Raw genomic sequence first — 26,235 nt, 5'->3', positions numbered from 1 at the left:
TTCAGCAACGCCGCCGCCCCCGTCGATCGGCGCCGACGGCGAACCCGAGCCCGACGCTCCGCGGCAACTGAACCCGCGCGGGGCGGACCCACTCGACCGGCTGCGCCAGATCCTGCGGGATTCCGCGGCGTGACCGGCGCCGCGTGTGAATTCGTGCGAAGCGGGTAGTTAGCTCGGCTATGGCGACGTTCTTGTTCCGCATCGGCCAGTTCGCGTACCGGCGCAAGCTGCTGGTGATCGCACTCTGGCTGCTCCTGCTGCTGGCGGCGCTGGCCGGGACGACCATGGCCAAACCGTTCCAGAACGACTTCTCGCTACCGGGGTCGCCGTCGCAGCGCGCCAGCGACCTGCTGGCCGAGAAGTTCCCCGAACAGGGCGACATGGACGAGATCGCGCAGGCGAAGGTGGTGGTCGAGGCGCCGCGCGGCACCACGCTGGACCAACCCGACAACGTCGCGCGCATCGATGCGCTCGCCGACGGGTTGCGCGGACTGGCCCACGTGCAGGCCCAGGCCGTGACGAACCCGCTCACCACCCCGGCGGGGATGCAGGTCAGCAAGGACCGCACCATCGCCTACCTCGACGTGGTGTACGACCAGAAGTTCGTCGACATCTCCAAAGACCAGATCACCGAGTTCGAGAACGTCCTGCAACAGAGCCGTGACGACGGGCTGTCCGCGGAGGCGACCGGCACGCTGTTCAACGCCCAACAGCCCGCGAGCGGGATGAGCGAGGCGATCGGCTTCGGCGTCGCACTGGTCGTGATGGTCATCGCGTTCGCGTCGGTGGTGGCCGCCACCCTGCCGATCATCACCGCCCTGTTCGGCGTCGGGATCTCGGTCGCGCTGATCACCGGGGCGACCACGTTCGTCAAGATGGACAGCTCCGCACTGATGCTGGCGTCGATGATCGGCATCGCGGTGTCGATCGACTACTCGCTGTTCATCGTGTCGCGCTACCGCAACGAACTGCGCGTGACCGACGACCGGGCGCTGGCGACGGGCCGCGCCGTCGGCACCGCCGGATCGTCGGTGGTGTTCGCCGGGCTCACCGTGGTGATCGCGCTCGTCGGCCTGACCGTGGTGCGGATCCCGATGATCTCGATCATGGGCCTGACGGCCGCGGTGTCGGTGGTCTTCGCGGTGCTCGCCGCCGTCACGCTGCTGCCGGCGTTCCTCGGTCTGTTCGGGCGGCGCACCTTCGCGCTGCCGATCCGGCGACTGCGCCAGGGCGACGAACCGGACACCGCCGCTACCAACGGCCTGCGTTGGGCGAAGCTCGTCGTGGCCCATCCGATTCCGGCGATCCTCGCGGTGGTGCTGGGGCTTGGCGCGATCGCGCTGCCGGTCACGAAACTCGAACTCGGCATGAACCTGGCGACCGGCGACCAGAAGAAGGCGGTGGAGCTGCTCGACCGCGGTTTCGGGGAGGGGCTGACAGGTCCGCTCCTCGTGGTCGCGGACGCCGCCGACGCCCCCGACCCGCAGGCCGGCTTCACCGCCGCCGCCGAGGCGCTGCGCGGCCTGGACGACGTGCAGATGGTCGCGCCGCCACAGCCCAACGCCGACGGCAGCGCCGCGGTGATCACCGTGATCCCGCGCAGTGGGCCGAGCAGCCCGCAGACCCAGGGGCTCGTCGACGACATCCGCGGCCTGCAGCAGGATCTGGCCGACCGCACCGGTGTCGACCTCGGGGTGACCGGTCAGACCGCGATCCTGTCGGACCTGTCCGAATCGCTCACCAAGGCGCTGGTGCCGTATCTGGCGCTCGTGGTGGGGTTGGCGTTCCTGGTGCTGATGCTGGTGTTCCGTTCCGTGCTGGTGCCGCTCACGGCGACGCTCGGCTTCGTCCTCTCCATCGGCGCGACGTTCGGTGCGACGGTGGCGATCTTCCAACTCGGATGGTTCGGCGTGGTCGCCGACCCGGGCCCGATCATCAGCTTCCTGCCGATCTTCCTGATCGGCATCGTGTTCGGCCTCGCCATGGACTACCAGGTGTTCCTGGTCACCCGGATGCGCGAGAAATTGGTGAAACGCGACGACGGCGACCTGAGCGCCCGCGCGGCCGTCATCACCGGTTTCCAGCGCAGCGCGCGGGTGGTCACCTCGGCGGCGGTCATCATGATCTCGGTGTTCGCGGCGTTCATCCTCTCGCCGGATGACGTGGCCAAGTCGATGGGCTTCGCGCTGGCCGCCGCGGTCGTGTTCGACGCGTTCGTCGTGCGGATGGTGTTCATCCCGGCGGTGATGTCCCTGCTGGGGGAGAAGGCCTGGTACCTGCCGGCATGGCTGGAGCGGATCCTGCCCAACGTCGACGTCGAGGGCGACACCATGCGCGACAACATCGACGCGGGCACACCACCGAGAGTCTCTGTCTGAGCGGCTAGCTAGCCGATGCCGGCCGCGAAGTGGCGGGTGACGAGGTCACGCGCCAGGGGATAGCCGGCCAGCGACTCGGTCAACACGTTGGCGAGTTCGTACACGGCGGCCACGTCGACGCCGCGGGTCCGCATGAGATCGGCGATCCACCAGGCGGATTCGGACACCAACCGGTGATCCGAGGTCAGCAGGGCCGCGGCCACCGCGTGCAGCACCTGGTGCAGGATGTCGTTGGCGACGTCGGTGAGGTCACCCGGGGACGCCTCCTCCGGCGGACCCGCCGCGGCACTGACCGACCACCGCACCCGCAGCGTGTCGACCAGTTCCCGGTGGTCGACCTCCAGCAGCGCCTGCTCACCGGCGGGCCCCGCGGGCAGCGGGGCGGCGGGCGGCACGACGGCGGGCAGGCCGTTCACCGCGGCCACCGCACCCTGTGCCGACGGTGCCCACGCCGTCGCGCCGAGCGCCCGGGCCCGCACGTCGTCGGCGCCGAACGCGGGACCGCCGACCACGATCGGCACTCCGGCCGCGGTGCTCGCCTCGATGAACCGTCGTGTGGTGGGCACCGCACCCAGCACCGAACAGCTCACCGCGACCGCCTCCGGGCCCAGGTCCTGCAGGTGTTGGTTGAGCCGCATCGGTGAGGTGGCCGCCCCGAGCAGGGTGCTGTCCCAGCCGTCGGCGCGCAGCGCGCAGTCGATAATCATCGCCGGCAGCGCATGCCATTCGCGTTCCGCACACGCGACCAGGACCCGTCCTCGGGTGACCGGCATGCCCCGCACGTGGCGCGACACCGCCTTGGTCGCCGCGACCGAGATGGCGGTGGCGGCGTGCTCCTGGGCGACGGTCCACTCACCGCGCTGCCAGCGGGTGCCGACCTCGCGCTGGGTGCGGGCGACGACATCGGTCAGCACGGTCACCGGATCCACACCGTCGGCCAGCAGTTCCTCGACCAGCGCGCGGGCGGCCGCGGCGTCGTCGGCGGTGAGCGCGTCCTCGTAGCGGGCCAGCACCTGCTCTAGGTCCCGCATGTCACCGCCAGCAGCGCGATGTCGTCGTGGGGCCGGCCGTCGAGGAATTCGAGCACGTGCTGTTCGACCGCCTCGCACACCACGTCGGGCGCGGCGCCGGCATAGGCGGGCAGGAACCCGAGCAACCGGTCCACGCCGTAGAAGCCGGGGTCGCCGCGCGCCTCGTCCACCCCGTCGGTGTACATCAGCAGGGTGTCGCCGCGGTCGAGCTGCACGGTGCCGGGGCGGTAGCGCGTCTGGGCGCGCATCCCGGCCGCGGTGCCGAACACCTCGAGCTGTTCCACCCGGCCGTCGGCTCGCAGCACGATCGGCGCGGGATGGCCGGCCACGGCGAGGTCGACGTCGGCGTGACCGCCCGGATGCGGGCGCACCCGGGCGCAGACCACGGTGACGAACTGATCGGCTTCCGCATCGTGCAGGACGGAGTTGAGCGCACCGAGGACCACCTCGGGACGCCGGTCGAAGTGTGCGGCCGTCCGGATGCTCTGCCGGGTGCGGCCGGTCAGGGCGGCCGCCTCCACCCCTTTCCCGCAGACGTCGCCGAGCGTGAACAGCCAGTCACCGGCTGCGCCGTGGACGTCGTAGAAGTCGCCTCCGATCTCCAGGTGCTCGGCGGTCGGCCGGTAGCGGGCGGCCACCCGCATCCCCTCGACCTCCGGGAGCACCGGTGGCCGCAGGCCCCGCTGCAGCGCGGCGGCGATCCGGCCCCGCTCCTCGTAGAGCCGTGCGGAGTCGAGGGCCACCGCCGCCCGTGAGGCGAGTCGCTGCGCGAACACGATGTCGTCGTCGCCGAAGCCCCGGTCGCCGACGCGCGCGAGCAGCAGCGCGCCCAGCGTGGCGCCCCTGGCGGTCAGGCCGAGCGCCAGCACGTCGGCGGGCGAGCGGGACGCCACCTCCTCGCACAGGCGAGGGTGGTGCACGATGCCCGCCAGCGCATCGGCGCCCGCGTCAGCGGACCCGAGCCGGACGCGGTGCGGTTGTCCGGTGCGCAGCGTCCGCTCCAGCAACGGGTACGCCTCCGGCTGACGCGGCACGAGGTCGGTGAAGTCGATCCGGTCGCCACCGAAGAACGTGACACCGCCGGTGCGGTTGTCGGGGAGGACCAGCGCCGCCCAATCCGCGAGTTCGGGGCGCAGCAGGGTCAGCAGGCGCAGGCCGGTGCGGCGCAGATTGAGGGTGCCGGCCAGGCCTATCTCGACGTCCTCGGTGAGCTGTGCCCGGCTGCGGGCGGGCTCACTGGGAGCGGCCGTCGCGATGTCCCTGGGCATGGTTCTCAGACTTCCGATAGTGGTGTCTTCACCGTAGTGGCCCGGCGCTCGGCGGTCACCGCGGGCGGACGTGAGTTAGCCTGGTTGCCGTCGTGCTCCGATGCCGGCGACGAACGGGTTGAGACAACAGCCGTGCCTGTTGCGACCCGTAGCTCGTCGGGGCGGGTGCGAAGAACTATTGAGGGTGAGAGTTGGACGGTCATGAGTTCGGTGTCGAACAGTGGCACGGACGGGTTGCCGTGGTGCGCGCCACAGGTCCCGTCGACATGCTGACCGCGCCACAGTTGGAGACGGCCATCCGTGCCGCGCGGGAGAAGAAGCCGACCGGGCTGATCGTCGATCTGAGTGAGGCGGAGTTCCTGTCCTCGGCCGGGATGCAGGTGCTGGTCACCACGTACGACGAGATCACCCCGGGTGCGCGGTTCGCGGTGGTGGCCGAGGGTCCGGGCACCAGCCGACCGTTGAAGATCACCGGTCTGACCGACTTCATCGACCTGTTCTCGACGCTGGATGCGGCGTTGAACACATTTGCTGAATGACATCGGCACGAATCGGGTAGCCAGTACGCACTATGAGTTCTTCGAGTTCCCACCCGGACGGGGCCGACGTGCGTTTCCTGCGCATGGGCGCCGCCGACGCGCATGCGGTCGCGCGTCTGCGAGAAGAGTTCACCCGCTGGCTCGCCGAGCAGTTCGTGCTGGACGACGTCCGGTCGAGCGACATCGTGCTGGTGGTGAACGAAGCGCTGTCGAATGCTGCGGAGTTCGCCTACCCCGACCGTGAGATGGGTGACAACATCACCCTGCAGACGTCCTATGCGGCCGACACCGGCACGCTGGCCATCACGATCGCCGACCGCGGCCAGTGGCGCAGAAGTGACACGTCCAACCAGAAGCGCTCCCGCGGACGCGGCATCCCGTTGATGCGGGCGCTGTCCGACCGGGTCGACATCGACAAGACGCCGCAGGGCACCCAGGTGCACCTGTACTTCGACCGCTGCCAGCGCCGCGCGCCCGTGCAGGCCGAGGCGGCCGCTTCGGCCTGAGTGGTTTGGGTCACTCATTGCGTGGGTAAGGGGCTTACGCTGGGCGGCTCGCGCCGCATCCAACGGCCGACGGAGCCCCACCGTGACCATCACCCCGCTGCACGGTCACTCACGTCCGCACGCGCGCGCCACCCACTCCGACCGGCTCGCGCTGGCCACCCGGTCGTGGGGCCGGAACCCGCACAAGCAGATCTGCGTATCCGTGCGCGGCGAGGTCGACGCCGCCAACGCCAAGGACTTCGCCGTCGCGGTGTGCGACGCCGCCGCCGGGCACTCCGTCGTCGAGCTCGACCTGCGGGCGCTCGGGTTCCTGGCGGTCGACGGTATCGCCGCCCTGCACGCGATCAACGCCCAGTTCGTCCGGCACGACGTCACCTGGGCCGTGACCCCCGGCCTCGCGGTATCGCGCCTGTTGGCGTTGTGCGACCCCGAGGGCGTCATCCCGCGCGAGGACACGGCCGAGGACCCGCCGGAGGCGGAACCCGCCTGACCGGTCGCGGCGCCCCCCCGCGGCCGGCCGACCCTTGACCCGCTGTCGCGGGGGCTGCTAGACATGGCCTCACGTGTTGGGCAGTCGCTCAACACTCACGCGGCCGAATGCGAAGCGAGGATGCCGTGGCGGGTCTGGTCGAGGCGCAGGTGTACTACGACCCCTACGACATCGACATCGTCACCGATCCCTACCCCACCTACGCGCGCCTTCGCGAGGAGGCGCCGCTCTACTACAACGAGCGTTACGACTTCTGGGCGCTGTCCCGGCATGCCGACGTCGAGAAGGCGTTGCTGGACTGGCAGACGTTCTCCAACAGTCGCAGCGACATCCTCGAACTCGTCCAATCCGACTTCGACATGCCCAAGGGCGTGATGATGATGGTGGACCCGCCGGTGCACACCATGCTGCGCGGGCTGATGTCGCGGGTGTTCACCCCGCGGCGGATGGCCGCCATCGAAGACCAGATCCGCCGGTACTGCGTCGGTTGCCTCGACCCGCACGTCGGCTCCGACGGCTTCGACATCATCGCCGAACTGGCCGCGATGATGCCCATGCGGGTCATCGGCATGTTGCTGGGAATCCCGGAGTCCGAACAGGTTTCGGTGCGCGACGCCAACGACGCCAACCTGCGCACCAGACCCGGCGCGCCGATGAAGGTGATCGACGCCGACCGGATCGCCGACGGGCGGATCTACGCCGACTACGTCGAGTGGCGGTCGAAGAACCCCTCCGACGATCTGATGACCGCACTGCTCAACGTCGAGTTCACCGACGAGGACGGGGTCACCCGCAAGCTGACCCGCATGGAAGTCCTGCACTACACCCAGGTGGTGGCCGGCGCGGGTAACGAGACGACCGGCCGGCTGATCGGGTGGTTGGCCAAGGTGCTCGCCGAACACCCCGACCAGCGGCGTGCGGTGTACGAGGACCGGTCACTGCTCAACCGGGTGGTCGACGAGACGTTGCGGTACGAACCCACCGGACCCCACGTCGCGCGGTGGATGGCCAAGGACTTCGAGGCGTACGGCACGACGGTGCCCGCGGGCAGCGCCATGTTGCTGTTGTTCGGAGCGGCCAACCGCGACCCTCGCCGGTATCCGGACCCGGACACCTACGACATCCACCGTGAGAACATCAGCCACGTCACCTTCGGCAAGGGCCTGCACTACTGTCTGGGCGCCAACCTCGCCCGGCTCGAGGGCCGCGTCGCGCTCGACGAGATGCTGAATCGCTTCCCGGAGTGGGACATCGACTACGACACAGCACAACTCGCACCGACTTCCACGGTGCGGGGCTGGGAGAGACTGCGGATCGTCCTGCCCCGGTGACCGAAAGCGAGCGATGACCGACGACTTCTTCGAACTGACCCAGGCCAAGGCCAGGTACTGCTACACCCTCGACACCCGCGACTGGGCCGGGTTCGCCGACCTGATGACGGAGGACATCGAACTCGACGTCAGCGAGGGCACCGGTGTCCCGGTCGTGCACGGCCGCGACGCCGCGGTCGACATGATCCGGTCGTCGCTGACCAACGCGCGTTCGGCGCACCAGGTGCACACCCCGCTCATCGAGGTCGACGGGGACGCCGCCCGGGTGATCTGGGCGATGCAGGACCGGGTGATGTGGGAGAACGGGCCTGCGCTCACCGGCTACGGGCACTACCACGAACGGTGGGTACGCCGCGACGGTGGCTGGAAGTTGGCCGCGCTCAGGCTGACTCGGCTGATCATGGAGTTCGAGAACGCCGGCTGAGTCCGGTGACCGTACGATCGCGGGCGTGTTCGATGTCGCAGAAGCCTCGATCGCCGACCTGCGCGCCGCGCTCGACGCCGGCCGGGTGACGGCGGTCGGTCTACTCGATGCGTACCTGGCGCGCATCGCGGCCTACGACCACGACGGCATCCGGTTGAACTCGGTCGTCGTCCTCGATCCCGGCGCGCGCACCGCCGCCGCCGAATCCGACGCCAGACGCGCCCGGGGACAGACCCTGGGACGGCTCGACGGGATCCCGTACACCGCCAAGGACAGCTACCTCGCCCGCGGATTGACCGCCGCCGCAGGCAGTCCCGCGTTCGAGAACCTGGTGGCACAGCGCGACGCCTTCGCCGTCGAACGGCTGCGCGCCGCGGGGGCGGTGCTCATCGGACTGACCAACATGCCGCCGATGGCCAACGGCGGGATGCAACGCGGCCTGTACGGCCGGGCCGAAAGTCCGTACAACGCCGCGTATCTCACCGCGGCATTCGGATCCGGCTCGTCGAACGGTTCGGGCACCGCGACGGCGGCGTCGTTCTGCGCGTTCGGCCTGGCCGAGGAGACGTGGTCATCGGGCCGGGCGCCGGCGTCGAACAACGCGCTGTGCGCCTACACCCCGTCGCGCGGGGTGATCTCGGTACGCGGAAACTGGCCGCTGGTGCCGACGATGGACGTCGTCGTGCCGCACACCCGCACGATGGCCGATCTGCTGGATGTTCTCGACGTCGTCGTCGCCGACGACCCGCAGACCCGCGGTGACTTCTGGCGCACCCAGCCGTGGGTGCCGCTGCCCAGAGCCGGCGACGTCCGGCCGCCGTCGTACCCGGCTCTGGACAGGGGGCCGACGGCCCTGTCCGGCAGGCGGTTCGGGGTCCCGCGGATGTATGTCAACGCCGACCCCGACGCCGGGACGGCGGAGTCGCCGGGCATCGGCGGCCCCACCGGGCGGCGAATCGACACCCGGCCGTCGGTGCTGGCCCTGTTCGACGCCGCGCGCCGCGACCTCGAGGCGGCCGGCGTGCAGGTCGTCGAGGTCGACTTCCCGGTGGTCACCAACTACGAAGGCGACCGGCCGGGCGCGCCGACGATCGTCACCCGCGGACTCGTCGACCGCGAGTTCCTGCGCCGTGAACTCCTCGACCTGTCGGCGTGGGCGTGGGACGACTTCCTGCGCGCCAACGACGATCCCGCGCTGAACTCGCTGGGCGACGTCGACGGTGGGCGGATCTTCCCGCATCCCGACGGTGCGCTGCCCGACCGCTACGACGGCTTCACCGACGACATCGCCGCATATCCGCAGTGGGTCCACGACCACCCGCTCGACTCGGTGCGCGACATCCCACACCTGGCCGACGGCGTGCGCGGACTGGAGGCCACGCGCCGGATCGATCTCGAGAGGTGGATGGACGACCTGGCGCTCGACGCGGTGATCTTCCCGGCCGCCGCCGACGTCGGCCCCGCCGACATGGACGTCAACCCGGCCTCGGCCGAACTCGGGTGGCGCAACGGGGTATGGGTGTCCAACGGCAATCTCGTGCCGCGCCACCTCGGGATCCCCACGGTGACCGTGCCGATGGGCACGATGACCGATACCGGCATGCCGGTCGGCCTCACGTTCGCCGGCCGGGCCTACAGCGACAACGCGCTGCTGGGCTGGGCCACCGGTTTCGAGGCGACCGGCAGACGGCGCACGGCACCGCCCCGCACGCCGCCGTTGGCATGATGGTCGCCAGAACATCCGAGAGACGAGGTGGCCGTGAAGCTCGACCTGTTGACCCCCGGTATCGAGGTGGGGCTGGTGACCACGAACCTCGACGCGATGGTGGCGTTCTACGAAGGCTTCCTCGAACTGCAACCCCAGGGCGTCGTCGAGTTCCCCGGCGGATCGCAGCGGCGCTACACCCTCGGCGGCGGGGTGCTCAAGCTCGTCACGTACTCGCCGCCGCCGGCTCAGCCCGTCGCCCCGGGCGGTGGCCGCGCGCAGGCGGGTCTGCGCTACTTCACCGTCGGCGTGAAGAACCTGCGGGGCGTCGCCGCCGCCTTCGAGGCCTCCGGCTACGAGGTGGTCGAACCGGTCACCGAATTCGACCCCGTGCCCGGTATGGGGTGGATGTTCGTCGCCGACCCGGACGGTAACTGGGTCGAACTCTTCGGGACCCTCGACGGTGCGGATTCGCAGCGATGAGCCACCCCCAATACCCGCAGTCGCCGGCCCAGGCGCCGACCTGCTACCGGCACCCCGACCGGCAGACCTACGTGCGGTGCACCCGGTGCGGGCGGTTCATCTGTCCGGAGTGCATGCGGTCGGCAGCCGTCGGCCACCAGTGCCCGGACTGCGTCGGGGAGGCGGCCCGGTCAGTGCCGCAGGCCCGCGCGCCGTTCGGCGGCCGGCTGTCGAACTCCACACCGGTGATCACCTACACCCTCATCGCGGTCAACGTGCTGGCGTTTCTGCTGCAGAGCACGTCGGGCCAGTTGGAACGCGAGTTCGTGCTGTGGACGCCCGGGGTCGCCGACGGCCAGTGGTACCGCCTCGTCACCGCGGCCTTCCTGCATTACGGCGCGATGCACCTGCTGTTCAACATGTGGGCGCTCTACGTCGTCGGGCCGCCGCTCGAGATGTGGCTGGGCCGGCTGCGCTTCGGTGCGCTGTACGCGCTCAGCGCTCTGGGTGGATCGGTGCTGGTCTACCTGCTCTCACCGATCAACGCCGCGACGGCCGGCGCGTCGGGTGCGGTGTTCGGCCTGTTCGGGGCCATGTTCGTGGTGGCCCGCAGGCTGCAACTCGACATCCGCGGGATCGCCGCGATCATCATCCTCAACCTGGTGTTCACGTTCGTCTACCCGCTGATCAGCTCGCAGGGCATCAGCTGGCAGGGCCACGTCGGCGGGCTGGTCACCGGTGCGGCGATAGCCGGGGTGTACGCCTATGCGCCGGCCGCGCGTCGCAACGTCGTGCAGGGCGGGGTGACGGCGGCGGTGCTGGTGCTGTTCGTGGTCCTCGTCTGGTGGCGCACGGAGGAGATCCTCACGCTGTTCGGGGTGCGCTGAGCCCCGCTCAGCTGTGCGGGGTGGGGCTCTGCGCGGACTCCCACTTGGACTCCAGCGACCGGGTCACCTTGGTGCCCGCGGCGAACTCCTGCTCGAAGGTCTCGCCGTCGGCGCCTTCCATCGTGACCAGGTAGGAGTCGTCACCGTCGTTCTTGTGGACGACCTTGTACGGCTGCGGCCCGGACCCGCGATCCACCGCGATGATGTCGCCCGGGGCGACGACGTCGATCGACTCGTCGGCGAACACGTTGCTCATGGGCCGGGGCGTACCCCGCCGGGGCGGCAACCCAAACGCGGAAGACGCTCAGGTCATACACACATCGCTGAACAACAGCACCGGCCACGAGGCGATCGACCCCAGAAACGAGATCGCGAGGTCGACGCCGTGCATGTCGCTGAGGTGGTCGGTGTGCGTACTCGACCAGATGACGCCCACGATCAGGTACGGCGTCCCCAGGAGCAGCCCGATGCCGATCAACTCGGCAATGGTCAGCTTGTAGCTGAGGATTTGGCGAAGCTTCGTCTCCATGCGATTGACCCTCCCGCTCACGTCAGATGTTAACGATCATTCGGAACCGTTGAGGCGCGATTGGACCCATTGGTGCGGTCAGCACACCACGGAAGTTCATCGCTGATCGCCCACCCGGCCGGCTGACGATATGGGATGCTCGCACACATCGGGGGAAGGAGAGGCATGGCACTGCCCCAGCACAGCGGGCGGGTTTCGGCGGCCGGACGCACGCTGACGCCGGCGGATACCCGCATCACGGTCGGGCGCCGGACGGCCCGCTGGTCGGACGAGCCGGTGACCGCCACCGAGGCCATGGACTTCTGGTCGTTCGCCGCGGGCGCGGCCAACGTGATCATGCAGCTGTCCTGGCCCGAGGTCGGATACGGCGTGGTGGAGAGCAAGGTCGACTCGGGCAACCTGCTCAAGCATCCGTGGAAGCGGGCGCGGACCACGTTCTCCTACCTGGCGGTCGCGCTCTTGGGCACCGACGCCGACCGCGCCGCCTACCGCGCTGCGGTCGACGGCGCGCACCGCCATGTGAGATCCACCGACGACAGCCCCGTGCGCTACAACGCCTTCAACCGCGACCAGCAGATGTGGGTGGCGGCGTGCCTGTTCGTCGGGCTCGAGGACGCGTATCAGATGCTGCGCGGCGAGATGACCCCCGAGCAGGCCGAACAGTTCTACCGGTCGGCGTGGCCGCTGGGCACGACGCTTCAGGTCGCCGAGGAGCAGTGGCCGCCCACCCGCGCCGAATTCGACACCTACTGGATCACCGCCTGCGGGCGGGTGTCGATGGACGACACCGTCCGCCGGTATCTGCTCGACCTGATCGACCTGCGGATGATCCCGGCGCCGCTGCGCTGGTCGTCGCGGCACCTGCTGCAGTTCCTGACCGCGGGATTCCTCGCCCCGATCTTCCGTGAGGCGCTGGGGGTCACCTGGAGCGCACGACGGCAGCGGTGGTTCGAACGGCTCTTCCTGTTCGTCGCGTTCGTCAACCGGTTCCTGCCCCCCTTCGTGCGCCAGGGCGGCAGCCACCTCCTGCTGGCCGACGTCCGCCGCCGGGTGCGCCGGAACCGGCCCCTGGTGTGAACGCCGTGCTCGGCGCGCTACGCCGCGTCCTGTCCGCCGAGGTCAGCATCGCCGACCTGATCGAGGTCGCGATGTGGCTGGCCGTGCCGTATCTGGTCATCGGCGTCGGGTTCACCTTCCTCAACCCGGACTACGTCCAGTTCTTCGAGAGCCGGCTGACCACGCGGCTGCCGGCCGGCGCCGACCTCGTGGCGTTCGGTCAGACGACGCTGCTGTGGCCGGTACTGCTGATCGCCGACTACATCTGCCCCGTCTGACGGCCCGTCCACGCCATCATGGGCGGTATGGCCGACGACCCGCTGGACCAGTTGTACGCGGTGGCGCCCGAGGAGTTCACCGCGCTGCGCACCCGGTTGGCCGCCGACGCCAAGAAACGCGGTGACGCGGCGGCAGCCAAACGGATCACCGGGGCGCGCAAGCCGACGACGTCGGCGGCCGTGGTCAACCGGCTCGTCCACAGCGACCCCGACGTGCGCGAGCGGCTGGCCGAACTCGGCGAGGAGCTACGGTCCGCGCACACCGCAATGGACGGCGAACGCATCCGCGAACTGTCGGGGCGGCAACGCAAGCTGATCGACCAGCTGACCAAGGCCGCCTTCGACGTGTCCGAGGTCCGGTCTCCGGCGGCCGCGTTGCGTGACGACGTGACCGACACCTGGCATGCGGCGATCGCCGACCCGGACGTCAGATCGCGGCTGGGCCGACTGGCGAAGGCCGAACACTGGTCGGGCTTCGGTGAGTTCGGCGACCCCGAGGCGTTGCCCGCCCCAGCCCAGAAGACATCGAAGAAACCGGCGGATCAGGGCAGGCAGGAGAAGCCGGAGAAGCCCGCGCCGGACCGGGACGATCGGGAGCGCCGGCGCAGACGCGAACAGGCCCGCGCCGTGCTCGCGGCCGCCGAACGCGCCAAGGCCGACGCCGACGACGCGATGGCGGACCGGCAGAGCGACCTGGCCACCGCGCGGTTACGGGTCGAGGATGCGAAGGAACGCCTGGCCAGGGCCGAGCACGGGCTCGCCGCGGCCGACGCGGCCTACGAGGACGCCAAGCGCGCCAGCCGCGAAGCCGGTGACGTGGTCAAGGCGGCGAGGGCCGCGGTGCGCGAGAGCGGCTGAGGGGTTAGCCTCTCCGGCGACCCGCCAAACGTGTGTTTGCCGCAATATTCCGGAAAGTGGTGCGCATCATGCTCTTTGGGTCGGGGTGTCGTTCACTACAAGTGATAGCCGACTCTCGTAGTGCGAGCCTACTCTCAGTTGCATGGCGACCTTTCTGCATCGCATCGGCCGGTTCGCGTTCCACCGGCCCTGGCACGTCATCGCCGGCTGGATCGCGCTGATCGTCGTGGTCGCGGGCGTCCTCGCCCTCAACCCGCCGAAGATCTCGAACGAGATGCGGATCAACGGCACGCCGGCGCAGGAGGTCATCGACCAGCTGGCCGAGCGGATGCCGCAGTCCTCCGGCGGTCAGGGCAGCATCGCCTTCGCCGCTCCGGACGGGCAGCGCATCGACGACGGCGCCAACCGCGACGCGGTGCTGGCCGCCGTCGACGCCGTCTCGCGCACCGACCATGTGCTCGACCCGCGGCAGATGGCCCAGGACGAGCTCGCCAAGGGCCCGGCCAGCCCGACCCTGGCGGCCTCGGCGGCGGTGACGCGCGCGCAGGTGAACGCCCCGCCGTCACCCGATGCGCCGCGGCCGCTGACGGTCAACGGTCAGCCGGTGCCCGGTGTGACGATCTCCGCCGACGGCGCCGCCGCCCTCTACCAGTTCCAGTTCGATAAGCAGACCGCCGAACTTCCCACCGGAGACGTCGAGAAGACCATCGACGCGGCACGGGAAGCGGTCGCCGACCGCGGTATCGAGGTGCTGCCGTCGGCGAGTATGGCGCAGATGCCCGAGATCGCCGGAGCGGCCGAGGTCATCGGCCTCATGGTCGCGGCCGGCGTGCTGATCGTCACGCTCGGCTCGCTGGTCGCTGCCGGTCTGCCCCTGCTCACCGCGCTGATCTCGGTCGCCGTGGGCGTCGGCGGGACGTTCCTGTTCTCCCATCTGTTCGACATCCAGTCGATGACGGTGGTGCTGGCGCTGATGCTCGGCCTCGCGGTCGGTATCGACTACGCGATGTTCATCGTCAACCGGCAGCGGCGGCTGATCCTCGATCGCGGACTGAGCGCCGCCGACGCCGCCGCGCGCGCGGTCGGGACGGCGGGCAGCGCCGTCGTCTTCGCCGGGATGACGGTGGTGATCGCCCTCGTCGCGCTCACGGTGGTGGGCATCTCGCTGCTCACCCCGATGGCGCTCTCGGCGGCGGCGACCGTCGTGGTGGCGGTCGTCGCGGCGATCACACTGCTGCCCGCCCTGCTGGGGCTGGTCGGTGAGCGCATCGCCTCACCGAAGGGCAGGCACAGTGCCGCGACCCAGGAGAGCGACCACCGCTTCGCCTCGGCCTGGGCGGGTGCGGTGTTGCGCAACCGGGTCCCTGCCGCGCTGGCCGGCATCGCCGTCACCGGTGTGATCGCGCTGCCCGCGCTGTCGATGACGCTCGGCATGCCCGACGGCGCCAGCTACAACGAGGGCACCCCGCAGCGCGAGAGCTACGACGTGATCGCCGAGCACTACGGCAGCGGCTACAACGGTCCGCTCGTCGTCGTCGCCGAACCCGCCTCCGGCGGACAGCTGACCACCGCCGACATCGCGGGCGCCTACAGCGATCTGCGGCGGGTGCCCGGCGTGGCCGACGTGGCCTTCGGCGGTGTCAACGACGCCTCCGACACCGCGGTGTTCTCGGTGGTGCCGGAGAACGGCCCGACCGAGGAGGCGACCGCCCAACTGGTACGCGACATCCGCGCGCAGAGCGGTCCACTGGCCGGCCTGCGTGACGTGAAACTCGGCGTCACCGGCATCACCGCCATGGGCATCGACATGTCCGACCGCCTCGGCCAGGCCATCCCGGTCTACGTCGGCATCGTGATGGGTCTGTCGATCCTGGTGCTGATGGTGGTGTTCCGGTCGATCGCCGTGCCGCTCAAGGCGACCGCCGGTTTCCTGCTGACCGTGCTGGCGACGTTCGGCGCCACCACCGCGCTGTTCCAGTGGGGCTGGTTCCAGCAGCTGATCGGGCTGTCGGCGACGGGGCCGATCCTGTCGATGCTGCCGATCATGGTGATCGGCGTGCTCTACGGCCTGGCCATGGACTACGAGGTGTTCCTGGTCTCCTCGATGAAGGAGGCCCACGTGCACGGGCACCGCGGCGACGCGGCCGTCGCGCACGGCTTCACCCAGGCCAGCCGGGTGGTGGTCGCGGCCGCGCTGATCATGATGGCGGTGTTCGCGGGCTTCGTGTTCAACGCCGACCCGATGATCAAGCAGATGGGCTTCGCGCTGGCGTTCGGTGTGCTCGTCGACGCGTTCGTGGTGCGGATGACCGTCGTGCCCGCCGTGATGTCCATGCTCGGCGACCGCGCCTGGTGGCTGCCGAAGCGGATGGCGCGCGTGCTGCCCGACCTCGACATCGAGGGCGAGAAGCTCAACGGCCGACTCGAACAGGAGCGGGCCGAACAGTCCCTGCCCGTCTGACGCCGGGCCGGCCCGGGTCTGCGACGATGACGGCCGTGACAGGCATCCGGCGGCTGCTGGCCGCATCGCTGCTCGCCGCCGCGGTGATCGCGGCCCCACCCGCCGCCGCGGGGGGCCCGGCCGAGATCACACTGACGTTCGTGCGCCACGCGCAGTCCGAGGGCAACGCCTCGGGCCTCATCGACACGTCCACCCCGGGGCCGTCGATCACCGAACTGGGCCGGCGGCAGGCCGCGGACAGCGCCGCCGCCCTGGCGGTGAACGACTACGACGGCGTGTACGCCTCGACGATGGTCCGGACCCAGCAGACCGCCGCGCCGATGGCCGCCGCACTCGGCGAACCCGTCGTGGTGCTGCCGGGCCTGCGGGAGATCGAGGCGGGGCGCTCCGAAGGCCGCCCCGAGGCGTCGGCGGCCGAATACATAGACGCCCCGGTGCAATGGCTGAGCGGCGACCGCGCCGCCCGCATCCCCGGCTCCGTCGACGGCAACGAGTTCGACGCCCGGTTCGACGCGGCCGTCCAGCAGATCTACGACACCGGTGACGTCGACGCCGTCGCCTACTCCCACGCCGCCGCGATCATGCTCTGGGTGACCATGAACGTCGACAACCCGCACCCCGAACTGCTGCGCGAGCACCCGCTGCCCAACACCGGCCGGGTCGTCGTCACCGGCAGTCCCGGCCGGGGCTGGACGCTGATCGACTGGGACGGCGTGCCGCTGGGGGAGTGACGCACGTCACTGGCCGCAGTGATCTGCGACACAACTCAACTTCACGCCCGGCAACCGCGCCGTTAGTGTTGGGCAAGCACTGACGATGGGGAGCAGGCACATGAGGTACCGACTGATACCGTACGTCACTCTCGAGGTCGACGACCGCCTGCGCCGCCGGGTCCGGTCTCTCGGCGAACACCTGCGGGTGACCGTGCGCGCCTATCTGCTGAGCGCGGCCGACGACGTCGACACCGCCGGCGAACGCGTCCGCGGGATGTGCGACAAGGCGGTCAACCGGGTGGACACCGTGGTCGCGTCGGTGAACGACAAGATCGCGCCGTCCTCCGCGGAATCGCAGTCCAGCCGCGAGGCCAGCTAGCGCCGACGCGGCGTCCAACCGTAGACGTTGGACACGTCGTGGAATCGGCCGGGATTGTCCGAGACGGCGTAGACCACGTCGTATCCCGGCGTGCGCCGCGCGGCGATGATCGCCGCAACCAGATCCGCCAGATCGTCGTGGGCCAGCCACACCCGCCGTTCGTGATCCAGCACGGCCGGGTCCTCGGCGTGGGCCAGTGGCGCGTCGTCTGAGGTGACCCCGCCGAGGCGCAGGCTCACCGCACCATGCCGGAACCCGGGTGCGACGGCGCGCAGCCGGGCCTCCTGTTCGCGCTTGGACTGTCCGTACCCGCTCGGCGTCCGCGTCCGGAAGACGCCCGGCTCGGCCGTCAGCGCGGGCCCCGCCCGACGAGACCACGCCATGGTGTCCTCGACATGGATGCTGCTGGCGTGCAGGAACAGCCCGACGCCCCCGTCGAGCGCGGCCTGCAACACCGTCTCGAACAGCGCGGTGTTGACCGGGTTGCGGGTCGGCTCCCGCCAGTGCTCGCGGGGCACGGCGCCGCCTCCCGGGTCGAAGGCCAGGTGCACCACCACGTCGGCGCCCCGCAGGATCTGCCGCAGGCGGTCGGGGTCCGCCACGATGTCGACCTCGGGCCGGTCGATGGGCCGAACCGCGACGCCCACGCCGAACCGCGGCGTCAACGCCCGGCCCACGGTGCCCGCGGCCCCGGTGACCGCCACGGTGATCATCGGTTCCGGGTACCCCCGCTGACCCGCCGATAAGGCCGGACTTGCGCACTCCCTCTACGGTGGGGGGTGCTGTCTGTCGTCAGCATCGGTCCGGTGTGCAAAGGAGTGTCCGGCTTGGTCGGCCATGGGTTTGCGGTGTTCTTCGCCTTGCTTGCGGCGATCTTCATGGCGATCGGCATCGTGGTCCGCCAGCGCGCCACCCTGGACGTCCCGCCCGAGAAGGGTGTCAGCACGGTCATGCTGATGACGCTGCTGCGCCGTCCGGTGTGGTGGGCCGGTACCGGCGCCGCGGTGGCGGGGTTCGTCTTCCAGGCGCTGGCGCTCGGATACGGGTCGCTGCTGCTGGTGCAGCCCGTGCTGGTCTCGGCGCTGCTGTTCGCCCTGCCGCTGAGCGCGCGCCTGGCCGGCCGCCGGGTGACTCGCGCCGAATGGCTGTGGGCGCTGTTGCTCACCGCCGCGCTGACCGTGTTCGTCGCCCTGGCCAAGTCCAGCGCCGGCGACTACGACATCCCGGTCGCGCTGACCGTGATCGTGGTCGCCGTCTGCGTCGGGGTGGTGCTCGCGTGCGTGCTGATCGCGGTGCGGGCCACCAACTGGCGGCGCGCGGTGATGCTGGCGGCCGGTGTCGGGGTGTTGTTCGGCCTGGTCGCGGTGCTGACCAAGATCGTCATGCACATGATCACCGAGGGGCACGTCCGCACGGCGCTGACCACCCCCGCGCTCTACCTGCTGGTGCTGCTCGGCGTCGGCGCCACCCTGCTGCAGCAGTCGGCGTTCCATGCCGGGTCGTTGCAGACGTCGGTGCCCACGATGCTCGTGCTCGAACCCGTGATCGCCGTCGTCCTCGGCGCCATCGTCCTCAACGAGCACATGCAGATCAGCGGATTGGAACCGATCGCGCTGGCCGCCGCCGCTGCCGCCATGATCGCCGCGACGGTCGCGCTCGGCCGCGACGAGGGCGCCTACGAGGAGCAGCTGGAAGCCGAGCTGGCCGAACGCGTGGGCTAGCCGTACCCGGCCGAATCCGCCACGTCGGGTAGCAGGTATCGACCCGTTACGGGTTGATCGTGTTCTCGCCGATCTGCCGGCCCCACACGTATTCGATCGCCAGCGGCTGGCCGAGTTCGAGGTGGTTGTAGGGGGCGATGGAGGCACCCGTGTCGAGAACCAGGTACGGCGCGGGCCACAGGTCGCGGGTGACCTTCTGCCAGCAGCCCGGACGACCCTCGGGGCCGCCCTTGGCGTTGACCCGCGGCAGGTTGTCGGGGTAGACCCACGGGTTCGACGCGCCCTGCACGGTGTTGTGCAGGTTCACCGAATAGCCATTGCCGCCGTTGAACTCGGTGAACGCCGGTTCGGCATCGTGCCAGTTGCGGATCATGCAGAAGAGCGACGGGCTGTTGCGGTCCAGCACCTCGGAGACCGGGATCAGGTCGTTGGTGCCGCGGACGAAATAGGGGCCGCCGCGTTCGAGGACGTCGCCGCCGGTGTTGCCGAATCCGACCGCCGACATCAGGGCCTGGTCGAGGTTGCCGCGCTGCTCGTTGAGGGTGCGGGCGGTGGTGACGGCGTTGTCCAGGCCGTCGAACAGGTCGGGTGCGGCGTCGCCGTAGACCTCGCCGAGGTCGGCGAGCAGTTGGGTGTCCCGCCGGATCTGCGGCATCTGCGGGTTGAGGTCGGCGAGGATCGCGTTGCCGTCGACGATCGACTGCCCGAAGCGGTCACCGAGACCGTCGAGGGCCTCGGCCGTCGCGGTCAGCGTCTGGTTCAGCTTGATCGGGTCGACCTGCTGGGCCACCGACACGATGGTCTCGAACAGCGTGTTGAACTCCGTGGACACCGAGTCGACCCGGATCACATCCTTGGTTGAGATGCGCTGCGGGACAGGGTTTTCCGGTGAGGAAAACGAGATGTACTTGTTGCCGAACACCGTGGTGGCCCGGATCGCCACCTCTGCGTTGGCGGGGATCAGGTCGACGTACTGCGGGTCGACGGCGAGGGCGAGTTCAGCCGCGGGGGTGCCGTCGTCGTCGATCGCGTCGACCTTGTCCACGCGCCCGATCTGCACACCGTTGAACGTGACCTTGGCGCCCGGGTCCATGGACAGGCCGGACCGCTCGGCGATCATCCGCATCTTCACCTCGGGGGTGAACGCACCACGGAACTGCAGCCAGACCAGCGTCAGCACCAGCACGACGACGAGGACGAGGACGAGGAAGGCGACCTTGAGCGGCGGATCGAACCGCCACCGCGTCATCCGGCGTTGCCAGGCCGACCCCGAGGACGCCACCGTGAACCACCTTCCCGGGCCGAGTTCCCGGCCAACAGTGAGACTTTTCCAACTGGCGTCGCCCGGTGCAAATTCGGGCGAAGCCAGCCGAAGTCAAGATCAGCTTGCCAGCAAAGTGCCGAGTATGTCATGTATAGGCCTTGGTATTGACGCGACGGTTACCGGCGAAAGGACGTGTGATGCTGACCCCATTGCCCGCGGAGGAATGGGACGACCGGACCCGTGCGGCCCTCGAGAGTGCGGTTCCGCCGGAACGCCGCGACCCCGACTCGGTGGGGAACGCGCTGGCGACGCTCGCGCGTCATCCGGATCTGGCGGCGCGGTTCCTGCCGGTCAGCAGCTACCTGATGGAGGACTCGACGCTGCCTGCGCGGCTGCGCGAGCTGGTGATCCTGCGCGTCGCCCACCATCACGGCTGCGCGTACGAGTGGGTGCACCATTGCGCGATCGGCCGAGCGGTCGGGTTGTCGGACGCCGATATGGAGGCCACGCGGACCGGCGCGGCCGCCGATGCGTTCGACCGGCTGGTGCTCGGCGCCGTCGACGAGATGCACCACGGGTCGCAGATCAGCGCGCCCACGTGGGAGGCTCTCGGCGTGCAGCTCGACGAGCGGGCCCGGATGGACCTGATCTTCACCGCGGGCGCCTACGGGGTGATGGCGACGGCGCTCAACACGTTCGGTGTCGAGCCCGAACCCTGGGCGGGCCGACCGGAGTTCTACGAGAGGGACTGACCCTCAACTCGCCGCGCGTACCTTCGCGGCCGCGTTCTCCGGCATGGGCTCATACCGGGCGAAGGTCCGGTGGAACACCCCGGCGCCGTGCGCCAGCGAGCGCAGATCCACCGCGTACCGGGTCAGCTCGACCTGGGGGACCTCGGCGCGCACGACGGTCCGGTCCGCACCGGCCTGCTCGGTGCCCAGCACGCGTCCGCGCCGGCCGGCGAGGTCACCCATCACCGCGCCCACGAGGTCGTCGGGCACCGTGATGGTCACCGCGTCCACGGGTTCGAGCAGGTTCACCGTGGTCGCCGCGGCGGCCTCCCGCAGCGCGAGCGCACCGGCCATCTGGAACGCGTAGTCCGACGAGTCCACGCTGTGCGCCTTGCCGTCGACCAGCGTCACCCGGATGTCGACCACCGGGTAGCCGGGGCCGACACCCTTGTCCATCTGCGCGCGCACACCCTTCTCGACGCTCGGGATGAACTGCCGCGGTACCGCCCCGCCGACGACCTTGTCGACGAACTCGAACCCGGCCCCTTCGGGGAGCGGGTCGACCTCGATGTCGCACACCGCGTACTGACCGTGCCCGCCGGACTGTTTGACGTGGCGGCCGTGGCCTTTGGTGCTGCCGCCGAACGTCTCGCGCAGCGGGATACGCAGGTCGATCACGTCGACGGTCACGCCGTAGCGCCGCGACAGGGCGTCGAGGACGACGGCGGCATGCGCCTCGCCCATGCACCACAGCACGATCTGGTGGGTCTGCGGGTTCTGTTCGATGCGCAGGGTCGGGTCCTCGGCGGCCAGCCGGGTCAGCCCGACCGACAATTTGTCCTCGTCGGTCTTCGCGCGGGGCTGCACGGCGATCGGCAGCAGCGGTTCGGGCATGGTCCACGGTTTGAGCACCAGCGGATCGGCTTTGTCGGACAGCGTGTCTCCGGTCTCGGCGCGGGTCAGCCTGCCGATCGCGCAGATGTCGCCGGCCACCACGGACGGGGCCGGCCGCTGCTGTCTGCCCAGCGGGAAGGACAGGGTGCCGATGCGTTCGTCCTCGTCGTGGTCGGGGTGGCCGGATCCGGACGCCGAATCGGCCGCGGCGCCGAAGAACGACGAGAAATGGCCCGACACGTGCACGGTCATGTCGGGCCTGATCGTCCCGGAGAACACCCGGGTGAGGCTCACTCTGCCGACGTAGGGGTCCGATGTCGTCTTGACCACCTCGGCCAGCAGCGGGCCCGCCGGATCGCACCCGGGATTCGGCCGGGGGGCGCCCTGCGGGGTGAAGACCTCGGGAAGAGGATGGTCCAGCGGCGACGGGAAACCGCGGGTGGCGACCTCGAGCAGCTCGAGCGTGCCCACCCCACTGCTGCTGCAGACCGGGATCACCGGGAAGAACGATCCGCGCGCCACCGCCTTCTCCAGGTCGGCGATCAGCAGGGCCTGGTCGATGTCCTCGCCACCGAGGTAGCGCTCCATCAGCGATTCGTCCTCGGACTCCTCGATGATCCCCTCGATCAGTGTGCCGCGCAGGTCGGTGTATTCGTCGAGGTGCGGCGCGCCGGGATCGTGAACGGTGCGGGCGCCGTCGCGGTACTCGTAGTGCCTGCCGGTCAGCAGACCGATCACCCCGGCATCGGCGGGGAAGTACAGCGGAACCACCTTGTCGCCGAACGCCGTCCGCGCCGCCTCGAGAGCGCCGCTGTAGTCGGCGCGGGCGTGGTCGAGTTTGGTGATCACCACCGCGCGCGGCATCGCCACCGCGTCGCACTCCTGCCACAGCAGCTTCGTCGGCTCGTCGACGCCCTCGTTGGCGGCGATCACGAACAACGCACAGTCGGCGGCGCGCAGGCCGGCCCGCAGTTCCCCGACGAAGTCGGCGTATCCCGGGGTGTCGATCAGGTTTATCTTGACGCCGTCGTGGAGCAGGGGCGCCAGCGCCAGGCCGACCGAGCGCTGCTGGGACACCTCGATGTCGTCGCAGTCGCAGACCGTCGTGCCCTCGGTGACCGCACCGGCACGCGTGAGCACGCCCGCGGCGACGAGCAGAGCCTCGACCAACGTGGTCTTCCCGCCCCCGGACGGCCCGACCAGTGCGATGTTGCGGATCGCATCGGGCGCGTCCGCGGTCGGCACCGTCTGCGACGTCGTCTTGTCGGCCATGACTTCCCTCCTGCCGGCCCGCCTCTCCACCCTGCTCCGATGTGACCTGCAACACAAGAGCCGCGCGAAACATGAGCAGCCGGCACGCCGTTGGGCCGGGCACGGCATCGGCGCAGGTCAGCGGGTGCCGCGCTCGGTTACGTTCGGATGCGAATGCGAGTTGTGCGGTGGGGCAGCCGATTTCAAGCTTGATACATGACCCACGACGACTACGCGGCTCACCTGCCCGCCCGGTGGCGGACATCGATCGAACCGGAGTCGACCTGGTGGCCCTGGCGCGGCCGCCGGGTGCACATCGCCCGCGCAGCACGCCCGCACAGCGCCGTCCGGATGATGGTGCTGCACGGCGGCGGCGGGCACGCCGGTGCGCTGTGGCCGCTGGCCGCGATGGCCGCCCGGGAGGGAGTCGACGTCTTCGCGCCCGACCTGCCGCTCTACGGCCGCACCGTCGAACCCCACTCCCGCGACGTGCAGTACGGCGACTGGGTGGAGCTGGTGTGCGACCTGGTGCGCTTCGAGCGCCGCCGCGACCCTCGGCCGCTCGTCGTGTTCGGCGCGAGTATGGGCGGGTTGCTCGGCTACGAGGTGGCCGCCCGCACGGGTGAGCTCGCCCATGTGGTCGCGACGTGCCTGCTGGATCCGGCCGAACCCGCGGCACGCCGTGCCGCCGCCCGGGTACCTGTGGTCGGCGCACTGGGGCCGGCGATCCTGGGCGCGCTGGACCCGGTGGTGGGGCGGGTGCGTGTACCGCTGCGCTACGTCGTGGACATGGCCGCGATGAGCGGCGACCGCGGTCTGGCGCGGCTGTGCGCTCGCGATCCGCTCGGCGGCGGGGTCTCGGTCCCGCTGGCCTTCCTGATGAGTTGGCTGACCTTCGCCCACACCCGGCCCGAGCGGTTCGACGCCGCGCCCGTCACGCTGGTGCACCCGGCCACCGACACCTGGACACCACCGGAGCTGAGCCTGAATTTCCTTGCGCACCTTGGCGTGCCGACACGCGCGGTGATGCTGGAGAACTGCGGACACTACCCGGTGGAGGAGCCCGGAATCGACCAGCTCGCGACGACACTGCGCGAGGTGCGCGACGCCGTGGCGGGTCAGTCCGACAGCAACCGGTCGACCAGGGCCACCAACTGAGCGGAGTCGGGTGTGCGCCGGGTCATCACCCGGTGCAGATGGGCGTCGACGGCGTGGACGAGCATCTGCGCGGTGGCCTCCGGATCGACGCCGCCACGACCGCAGCGGCGCAGGTGGTAGGCGACCTCGTCGGCGATCCGGTCCTCGAAGTCCTGCACGGCGGCCAGTTCGGCGGGGTGGCGCGGTGCGAGGCGATGCATCAGCCGGTGCAGGCCGGGGCGGTCGCGATGCAGGGCGACCACTTCGTCGAGCATGACGCGCATCGTCTCGTCGAACGGCGGCTGCCGGGTGCGTAACCCGGCGAAGACCTCGTCCAGACGCGTGCGGGCCAGGCGGACATGGCGTTCGGCGAGGGCATAGAGCAGAGCCTGCTTGTTCGGGAAGTACTGGTACAACGAGCCGATCGACACGCCGGCACGCCCGGCGATCCGGTTGGTGGTGGTCTTCAAGCCCTCGCGGTCGAACATCTGCGCGGCGGCCTCGAGCACGACGTTCACGGTCTCCCGAGACCGCGGCTGCCGGGGGCGTCTGCGTGGCGCGTCGCTCATCGCCCTCACCATAGGACGCCCACCTACCGTCGGGCCATGCAGCGGTGATTCCTCGCCGACCACGCCGCCAGCTGACGTTTGGTCGCCGAGCCTGCCGGGAATTCTCGGACGGACGGGGGCCCGAGCCGCCGGAGGGCGTGCGGCGAGGTGTGGATACGTTCGCAAGCACGAGGGGCCATCATGAATCTGAAGAAGATCGCCGCAACGGCAACGATGACAGGTGCACTGGGTTTCGCCGCCATGGGGCTGGGAGCCGGTGTCGCGCAGGCCGATCCCCACTGCTGGTGGGTGCCGAACAGTCCTGGGCCGGGTTGTCTACCGCCTCCCGGTCACCTGAACCAGATCGGCTTCGGACCGCCGGGGCAGTGGGATGTCTGGGGTCACAAGATCAACCCCGGTGCGGTCAACCACTGGTAGATCGTCTCGCCGACAACGCCGACGGCCGCCGCGCTCCCAACGCGGCGGCTGTGTCGGTGGGGCTGAGTGATGGTCCGCTATCAGCGCCTTTCGAGGCGCCGTCCGGCTAGAGCATCCGCGACAGGTGGCGGTGTCGTCGTAGGACCGTGTGCTTCAGGACCAGACCGACGTGCGCGGCGATGACGGCGAGGAAGAGCACCTGTGCGGCGATGTGCAGCGCAAGCCACCGATCACCACCGGCCAGCAGGACGATGCCGGTAGTCGGAACCACGAACAGCATTGCCAGCAAGAGCTTTTCGAGCGCCGACTCCAGACGCCGCTCGCCCGGCCGTTGCGCAGTCTTCTCACGCCTGCCATGACGACCAGCGTCGCACCTCGACCGTGATCACCGGCCCGTCAAGCGCCAGACGCTGATACTGCGCGTACTTCTGCCGCAGCAGCGCATACCCGGCGGCCATCTCGTCACCGCTGTTGTGCACCGCTGCGATCCCGTCGGCCCGCACCCACCACAGCTGGCTCCAGTCGTCGGAGTAGTGGTCGACGATCAAGCACACGCGCGGATCGGCTTCGATGTTGGCCAGCCGCCGCAACCGCTGGGTCGTCTTCCGTTTGGCGTCCACCGCCGTGTACACCGTCTCGCGGTGCACGGCGAACACGACCGGCACGAGATGCGGTGCGCCGTCGGGGTTGATCGTCGCCAGCGCCGCCGCGGGGGCGGCGGCGAACATCTCGACCGCGTCGAATTCGGCCATATCGTCAGCCTATTGGCGGGTCGGCCGGCCCGTGGGTCAATCGGGCTCGCGCGGATTGTTCGGTTTCCGGATGGCGGGGTTCTTCGTCACACCGATCTCGGGCTTCTTGGTCTGGCTCGGACGCTGCGTCGGCCGCCACGTCGGCCCGGTGTTGGCCGGGGCCTCAGCCGACGGCGGCGGTGGTGGAGGCGGTGGAGGTGGCGG

Annotated in this window: 28 protein-coding genes and 1 pseudogene; 19 read left to right on the top strand and 10 right to left on the bottom strand. The window is 70.0% G+C overall.

Annotated features, from left to right (window positions below; all coding sequences use genetic code 11):
- Nucleotides 1–179 precede the first annotated feature (179 nt).
- The gene (locus AU195_RS19475) at nucleotides 180–2,378 is read left to right on the top strand and encodes an MMPL family transporter (RefSeq protein WP_059160701.1); all 2,199 of its coding nucleotides are present in this window, start codon (nucleotides 180–182) and stop codon (nucleotides 2,376–2,378) included.
- Between the two features lie 8 nt (nucleotides 2,379–2,386).
- Here AU195_RS19475 and AU195_RS19470 read toward each other — a convergent pair whose 3' ends face one another.
- Nucleotides 2,387–3,409, bottom strand: a complete 1,023-nt coding sequence (locus AU195_RS19470) for a cobalamin B12-binding domain-containing protein (protein WP_286149366.1) — start codon at nucleotides 3,407–3,409, stop codon at nucleotides 2,387–2,389.
- Complete coding sequence (locus tag AU195_RS19465; RefSeq protein ID WP_059160700.1) at nucleotides 3,397–4,677, bottom strand: PP2C family protein-serine/threonine phosphatase; 1,281 nt, start codon at nucleotides 4,675–4,677, stop codon at nucleotides 3,397–3,399. The genes AU195_RS19470 and AU195_RS19465 overlap by 13 nt, the downstream gene beginning before the upstream one ends.
- Nucleotides 4,678–4,868: 191 nt before the next feature.
- On the opposite strand from AU195_RS19465, the gene AU195_RS19460 reads away from it, so the two are divergent.
- From AU195_RS19460 to AU195_RS19425, 8 genes are all read left to right on the top strand, one after another.
- Nucleotides 4,869–5,216, top strand: a complete 348-nt coding sequence (locus tag AU195_RS19460; protein ID WP_059160699.1) for an STAS domain-containing protein — start codon at nucleotides 4,869–4,871, stop codon at nucleotides 5,214–5,216.
- Nucleotides 5,217–5,248: 32 nt separating this feature from the next.
- Nucleotides 5,249–5,722, top strand: coding sequence for an ATP-binding protein (locus tag AU195_RS19455; protein WP_059160698.1), 474 nt, complete (start codon nucleotides 5,249–5,251; stop codon nucleotides 5,720–5,722).
- An 82-nt stretch (nucleotides 5,723–5,804) separates the two neighbouring features.
- Nucleotides 5,805–6,212 carry an STAS domain-containing protein gene (locus AU195_RS19450; RefSeq protein ID WP_059160697.1) on the top strand — a complete coding sequence of 136 codons (408 nt, stop codon included), beginning with the start codon at nucleotides 5,805–5,807 and terminating at the stop codon, nucleotides 6,210–6,212.
- A gap of 107 nt (nucleotides 6,213–6,319) precedes the next feature.
- On the top strand, nucleotides 6,320–7,543 hold the full coding sequence (locus AU195_RS19445; protein ID WP_059160696.1) for a cytochrome P450: 1,224 nt from the start codon (nucleotides 6,320–6,322) through the stop codon (nucleotides 7,541–7,543).
- Between the two features lie 13 nt (nucleotides 7,544–7,556).
- Nucleotides 7,557–7,967 carry a nuclear transport factor 2 family protein gene (locus tag AU195_RS19440; RefSeq protein ID WP_059160695.1) on the top strand — a complete coding sequence of 137 codons (411 nt, stop codon included), beginning with the start codon at nucleotides 7,557–7,559 and terminating at the stop codon, nucleotides 7,965–7,967.
- Nucleotides 7,968–7,992: 25 nt separating this feature from the next.
- Nucleotides 7,993–9,693, top strand: a complete 1,701-nt coding sequence (locus AU195_RS19435) for an amidase (RefSeq protein ID WP_059160694.1) — start codon at nucleotides 7,993–7,995, stop codon at nucleotides 9,691–9,693.
- 27 nt (nucleotides 9,694–9,720) lie between these two features.
- Entirely contained in the window at nucleotides 9,721–10,155 is a 435-nt protein-coding gene (locus AU195_RS19430; protein WP_059160693.1) for a VOC family protein, read from the top strand.
- Entirely contained in the window at nucleotides 10,152–11,021 is an 870-nt protein-coding gene (locus tag AU195_RS19425) for a rhomboid family intramembrane serine protease (RefSeq protein WP_059160692.1), read from the top strand. The genes AU195_RS19430 and AU195_RS19425 overlap by 4 nt, the downstream gene beginning before the upstream one ends.
- A gap of 7 nt (nucleotides 11,022–11,028) precedes the next feature.
- On the opposite strand, the gene AU195_RS19420 is transcribed toward AU195_RS19425, so the two are convergent.
- Together AU195_RS19420 and AU195_RS19415 are read right to left on the bottom strand one after the other, a co-directional pair.
- Nucleotides 11,029–11,277, bottom strand: a complete 249-nt coding sequence (locus AU195_RS19420) for a hypothetical protein (RefSeq protein WP_059160691.1) — start codon at nucleotides 11,275–11,277, stop codon at nucleotides 11,029–11,031.
- Nucleotides 11,278–11,325: 48 nt separating this feature from the next.
- Complete coding sequence (locus AU195_RS19415) at nucleotides 11,326–11,550, bottom strand: hypothetical protein (protein WP_059095174.1); 225 nt, start codon at nucleotides 11,548–11,550, stop codon at nucleotides 11,326–11,328.
- A 171-nt stretch (nucleotides 11,551–11,721) separates the two neighbouring features.
- Between AU195_RS19415 and AU195_RS19410 the strand changes: the two genes are divergently transcribed.
- From AU195_RS19410 to AU195_RS19385, 6 genes are all read left to right on the top strand, one after another.
- Complete coding sequence (locus AU195_RS19410; protein ID WP_502687365.1) at nucleotides 11,722–12,627, top strand: oxygenase MpaB family protein; 906 nt, start codon at nucleotides 11,722–11,724, stop codon at nucleotides 12,625–12,627.
- Nucleotides 12,624–12,884: a hypothetical protein gene (locus AU195_RS19405; protein ID WP_502687364.1), complete on the top strand. Its 261-nt coding sequence runs from the start codon at nucleotides 12,624–12,626 to the stop codon at nucleotides 12,882–12,884. Before AU195_RS19410 ends, AU195_RS19405 begins: the two co-directional genes overlap by 4 nt.
- A gap of 18 nt (nucleotides 12,885–12,902) precedes the next feature.
- Nucleotides 12,903–13,742 (top strand): hypothetical protein, encoded by an 840-nt coding sequence (locus AU195_RS19400; protein ID WP_059160690.1) that lies wholly within the window; start codon nucleotides 12,903–12,905, stop codon nucleotides 13,740–13,742.
- 142 nt (nucleotides 13,743–13,884) lie between these two features.
- Entirely contained in the window at nucleotides 13,885–16,203 is a 2,319-nt protein-coding gene (locus AU195_RS19395; RefSeq protein ID WP_059160689.1) for an MMPL family transporter, read from the top strand.
- 26 nt (nucleotides 16,204–16,229) lie between these two features.
- Nucleotides 16,230–16,934 carry a histidine phosphatase family protein gene (locus tag AU195_RS19390; protein ID WP_059160688.1) on the top strand — a complete coding sequence of 235 codons (705 nt, stop codon included), beginning with the start codon at nucleotides 16,230–16,232 and terminating at the stop codon, nucleotides 16,932–16,934.
- Between the two features lie 100 nt (nucleotides 16,935–17,034).
- On the top strand, nucleotides 17,035–17,295 hold the full coding sequence (locus tag AU195_RS19385) for a hypothetical protein (RefSeq protein ID WP_059160687.1): 261 nt from the start codon (nucleotides 17,035–17,037) through the stop codon (nucleotides 17,293–17,295).
- Here AU195_RS19385 and AU195_RS19380 read toward each other — a convergent pair.
- Nucleotides 17,292–18,008, bottom strand: a complete 717-nt coding sequence (locus AU195_RS19380) for an NAD-dependent epimerase/dehydratase family protein (protein WP_059160686.1) — start codon at nucleotides 18,006–18,008, stop codon at nucleotides 17,292–17,294. The two genes, AU195_RS19385 and AU195_RS19380, sit on opposite strands and share 4 nt — an antisense overlap.
- A gap of 114 nt (nucleotides 18,009–18,122) precedes the next feature.
- Here AU195_RS19380 and AU195_RS19375 point away from each other — a divergent pair, with 114 nt between their 5' ends.
- The gene (locus AU195_RS19375) at nucleotides 18,123–19,016 is read left to right on the top strand and encodes a DMT family transporter (protein ID WP_059160702.1); all 894 of its coding nucleotides are present in this window, start codon (nucleotides 18,123–18,125) and stop codon (nucleotides 19,014–19,016) included.
- A 46-nt stretch (nucleotides 19,017–19,062) separates the two neighbouring features.
- On the opposite strand, the gene AU195_RS19370 is transcribed toward AU195_RS19375, so the two are convergent.
- On the bottom strand, nucleotides 19,063–20,265 hold the full coding sequence (locus AU195_RS19370; protein ID WP_059160685.1) for an MCE family protein: 1,203 nt from the start codon (nucleotides 20,263–20,265) through the stop codon (nucleotides 19,063–19,065).
- 209 nt (nucleotides 20,266–20,474) lie between these two features.
- On the opposite strand from AU195_RS19370, the gene AU195_RS19365 reads away from it, so the two are divergent.
- The gene (locus AU195_RS19365; protein WP_059160684.1) at nucleotides 20,475–21,032 is read left to right on the top strand and encodes a carboxymuconolactone decarboxylase family protein; all 558 of its coding nucleotides are present in this window, start codon (nucleotides 20,475–20,477) and stop codon (nucleotides 21,030–21,032) included.
- 3 nt (nucleotides 21,033–21,035) lie between these two features.
- Here the strand turns inward: AU195_RS19365 and AU195_RS19360 are convergent, their stop codons facing one another.
- A complete protein-coding gene (locus AU195_RS19360; protein WP_059160683.1) occupies nucleotides 21,036–23,177 on the bottom strand; it encodes an elongation factor G-like protein EF-G2 in 2,142 nt (713 codons plus the stop codon).
- A 195-nt stretch (nucleotides 23,178–23,372) separates the two neighbouring features.
- Here AU195_RS19360 and AU195_RS19355 point away from each other — a divergent pair, with 195 nt between their 5' ends.
- Nucleotides 23,373–24,314 carry an alpha/beta hydrolase gene (locus tag AU195_RS19355; RefSeq protein ID WP_059160682.1) on the top strand — a complete coding sequence of 314 codons (942 nt, stop codon included), beginning with the start codon at nucleotides 23,373–23,375 and terminating at the stop codon, nucleotides 24,312–24,314.
- On the opposite strand, the gene AU195_RS19350 is transcribed toward AU195_RS19355, so the two are convergent.
- Nucleotides 24,275–24,862: a TetR/AcrR family transcriptional regulator gene (locus AU195_RS19350; RefSeq protein WP_082703123.1), complete on the bottom strand. Its 588-nt coding sequence runs from the start codon at nucleotides 24,860–24,862 to the stop codon at nucleotides 24,275–24,277. The genes AU195_RS19355 and AU195_RS19350 overlap by 40 nt on opposite strands.
- Before the next feature lie 180 nt (nucleotides 24,863–25,042).
- On the opposite strand from AU195_RS19350, the gene AU195_RS19345 reads away from it, so the two are divergent.
- Complete coding sequence (locus AU195_RS19345; protein WP_059160680.1) at nucleotides 25,043–25,279, top strand: hypothetical protein; 237 nt, start codon at nucleotides 25,043–25,045, stop codon at nucleotides 25,277–25,279.
- 106 nt (nucleotides 25,280–25,385) lie between these two features.
- On the opposite strand, the pseudogene AU195_RS25340 reads toward AU195_RS19345, so the two are convergent.
- Together AU195_RS25340 and AU195_RS19340 are read right to left on the bottom strand one after the other, a co-directional pair.
- Nucleotides 25,386–25,604, bottom strand: a pseudogene (locus AU195_RS25340) (cytochrome b/b6 domain-containing protein); the annotation flags it as partial.
- A 19-nt stretch (nucleotides 25,605–25,623) separates the two neighbouring features.
- Nucleotides 25,624–26,031 carry a TIGR03668 family PPOX class F420-dependent oxidoreductase gene (locus tag AU195_RS19340; protein WP_059160679.1) on the bottom strand — a complete coding sequence of 136 codons (408 nt, stop codon included), beginning with the start codon at nucleotides 26,029–26,031 and terminating at the stop codon, nucleotides 25,624–25,626.
- Between the last annotated feature and the right edge of the window lie 204 nt (nucleotides 26,032–26,235).

Source organism: Mycobacterium sp. IS-1496 (genome assembly GCF_001499995.1).
Classification (GTDB): Bacteria; Actinomycetota; Actinomycetes; order Mycobacteriales; family Mycobacteriaceae; genus Mycobacterium.
This window is presented reverse-complemented; position numbering and strand designations above follow the sequence as displayed.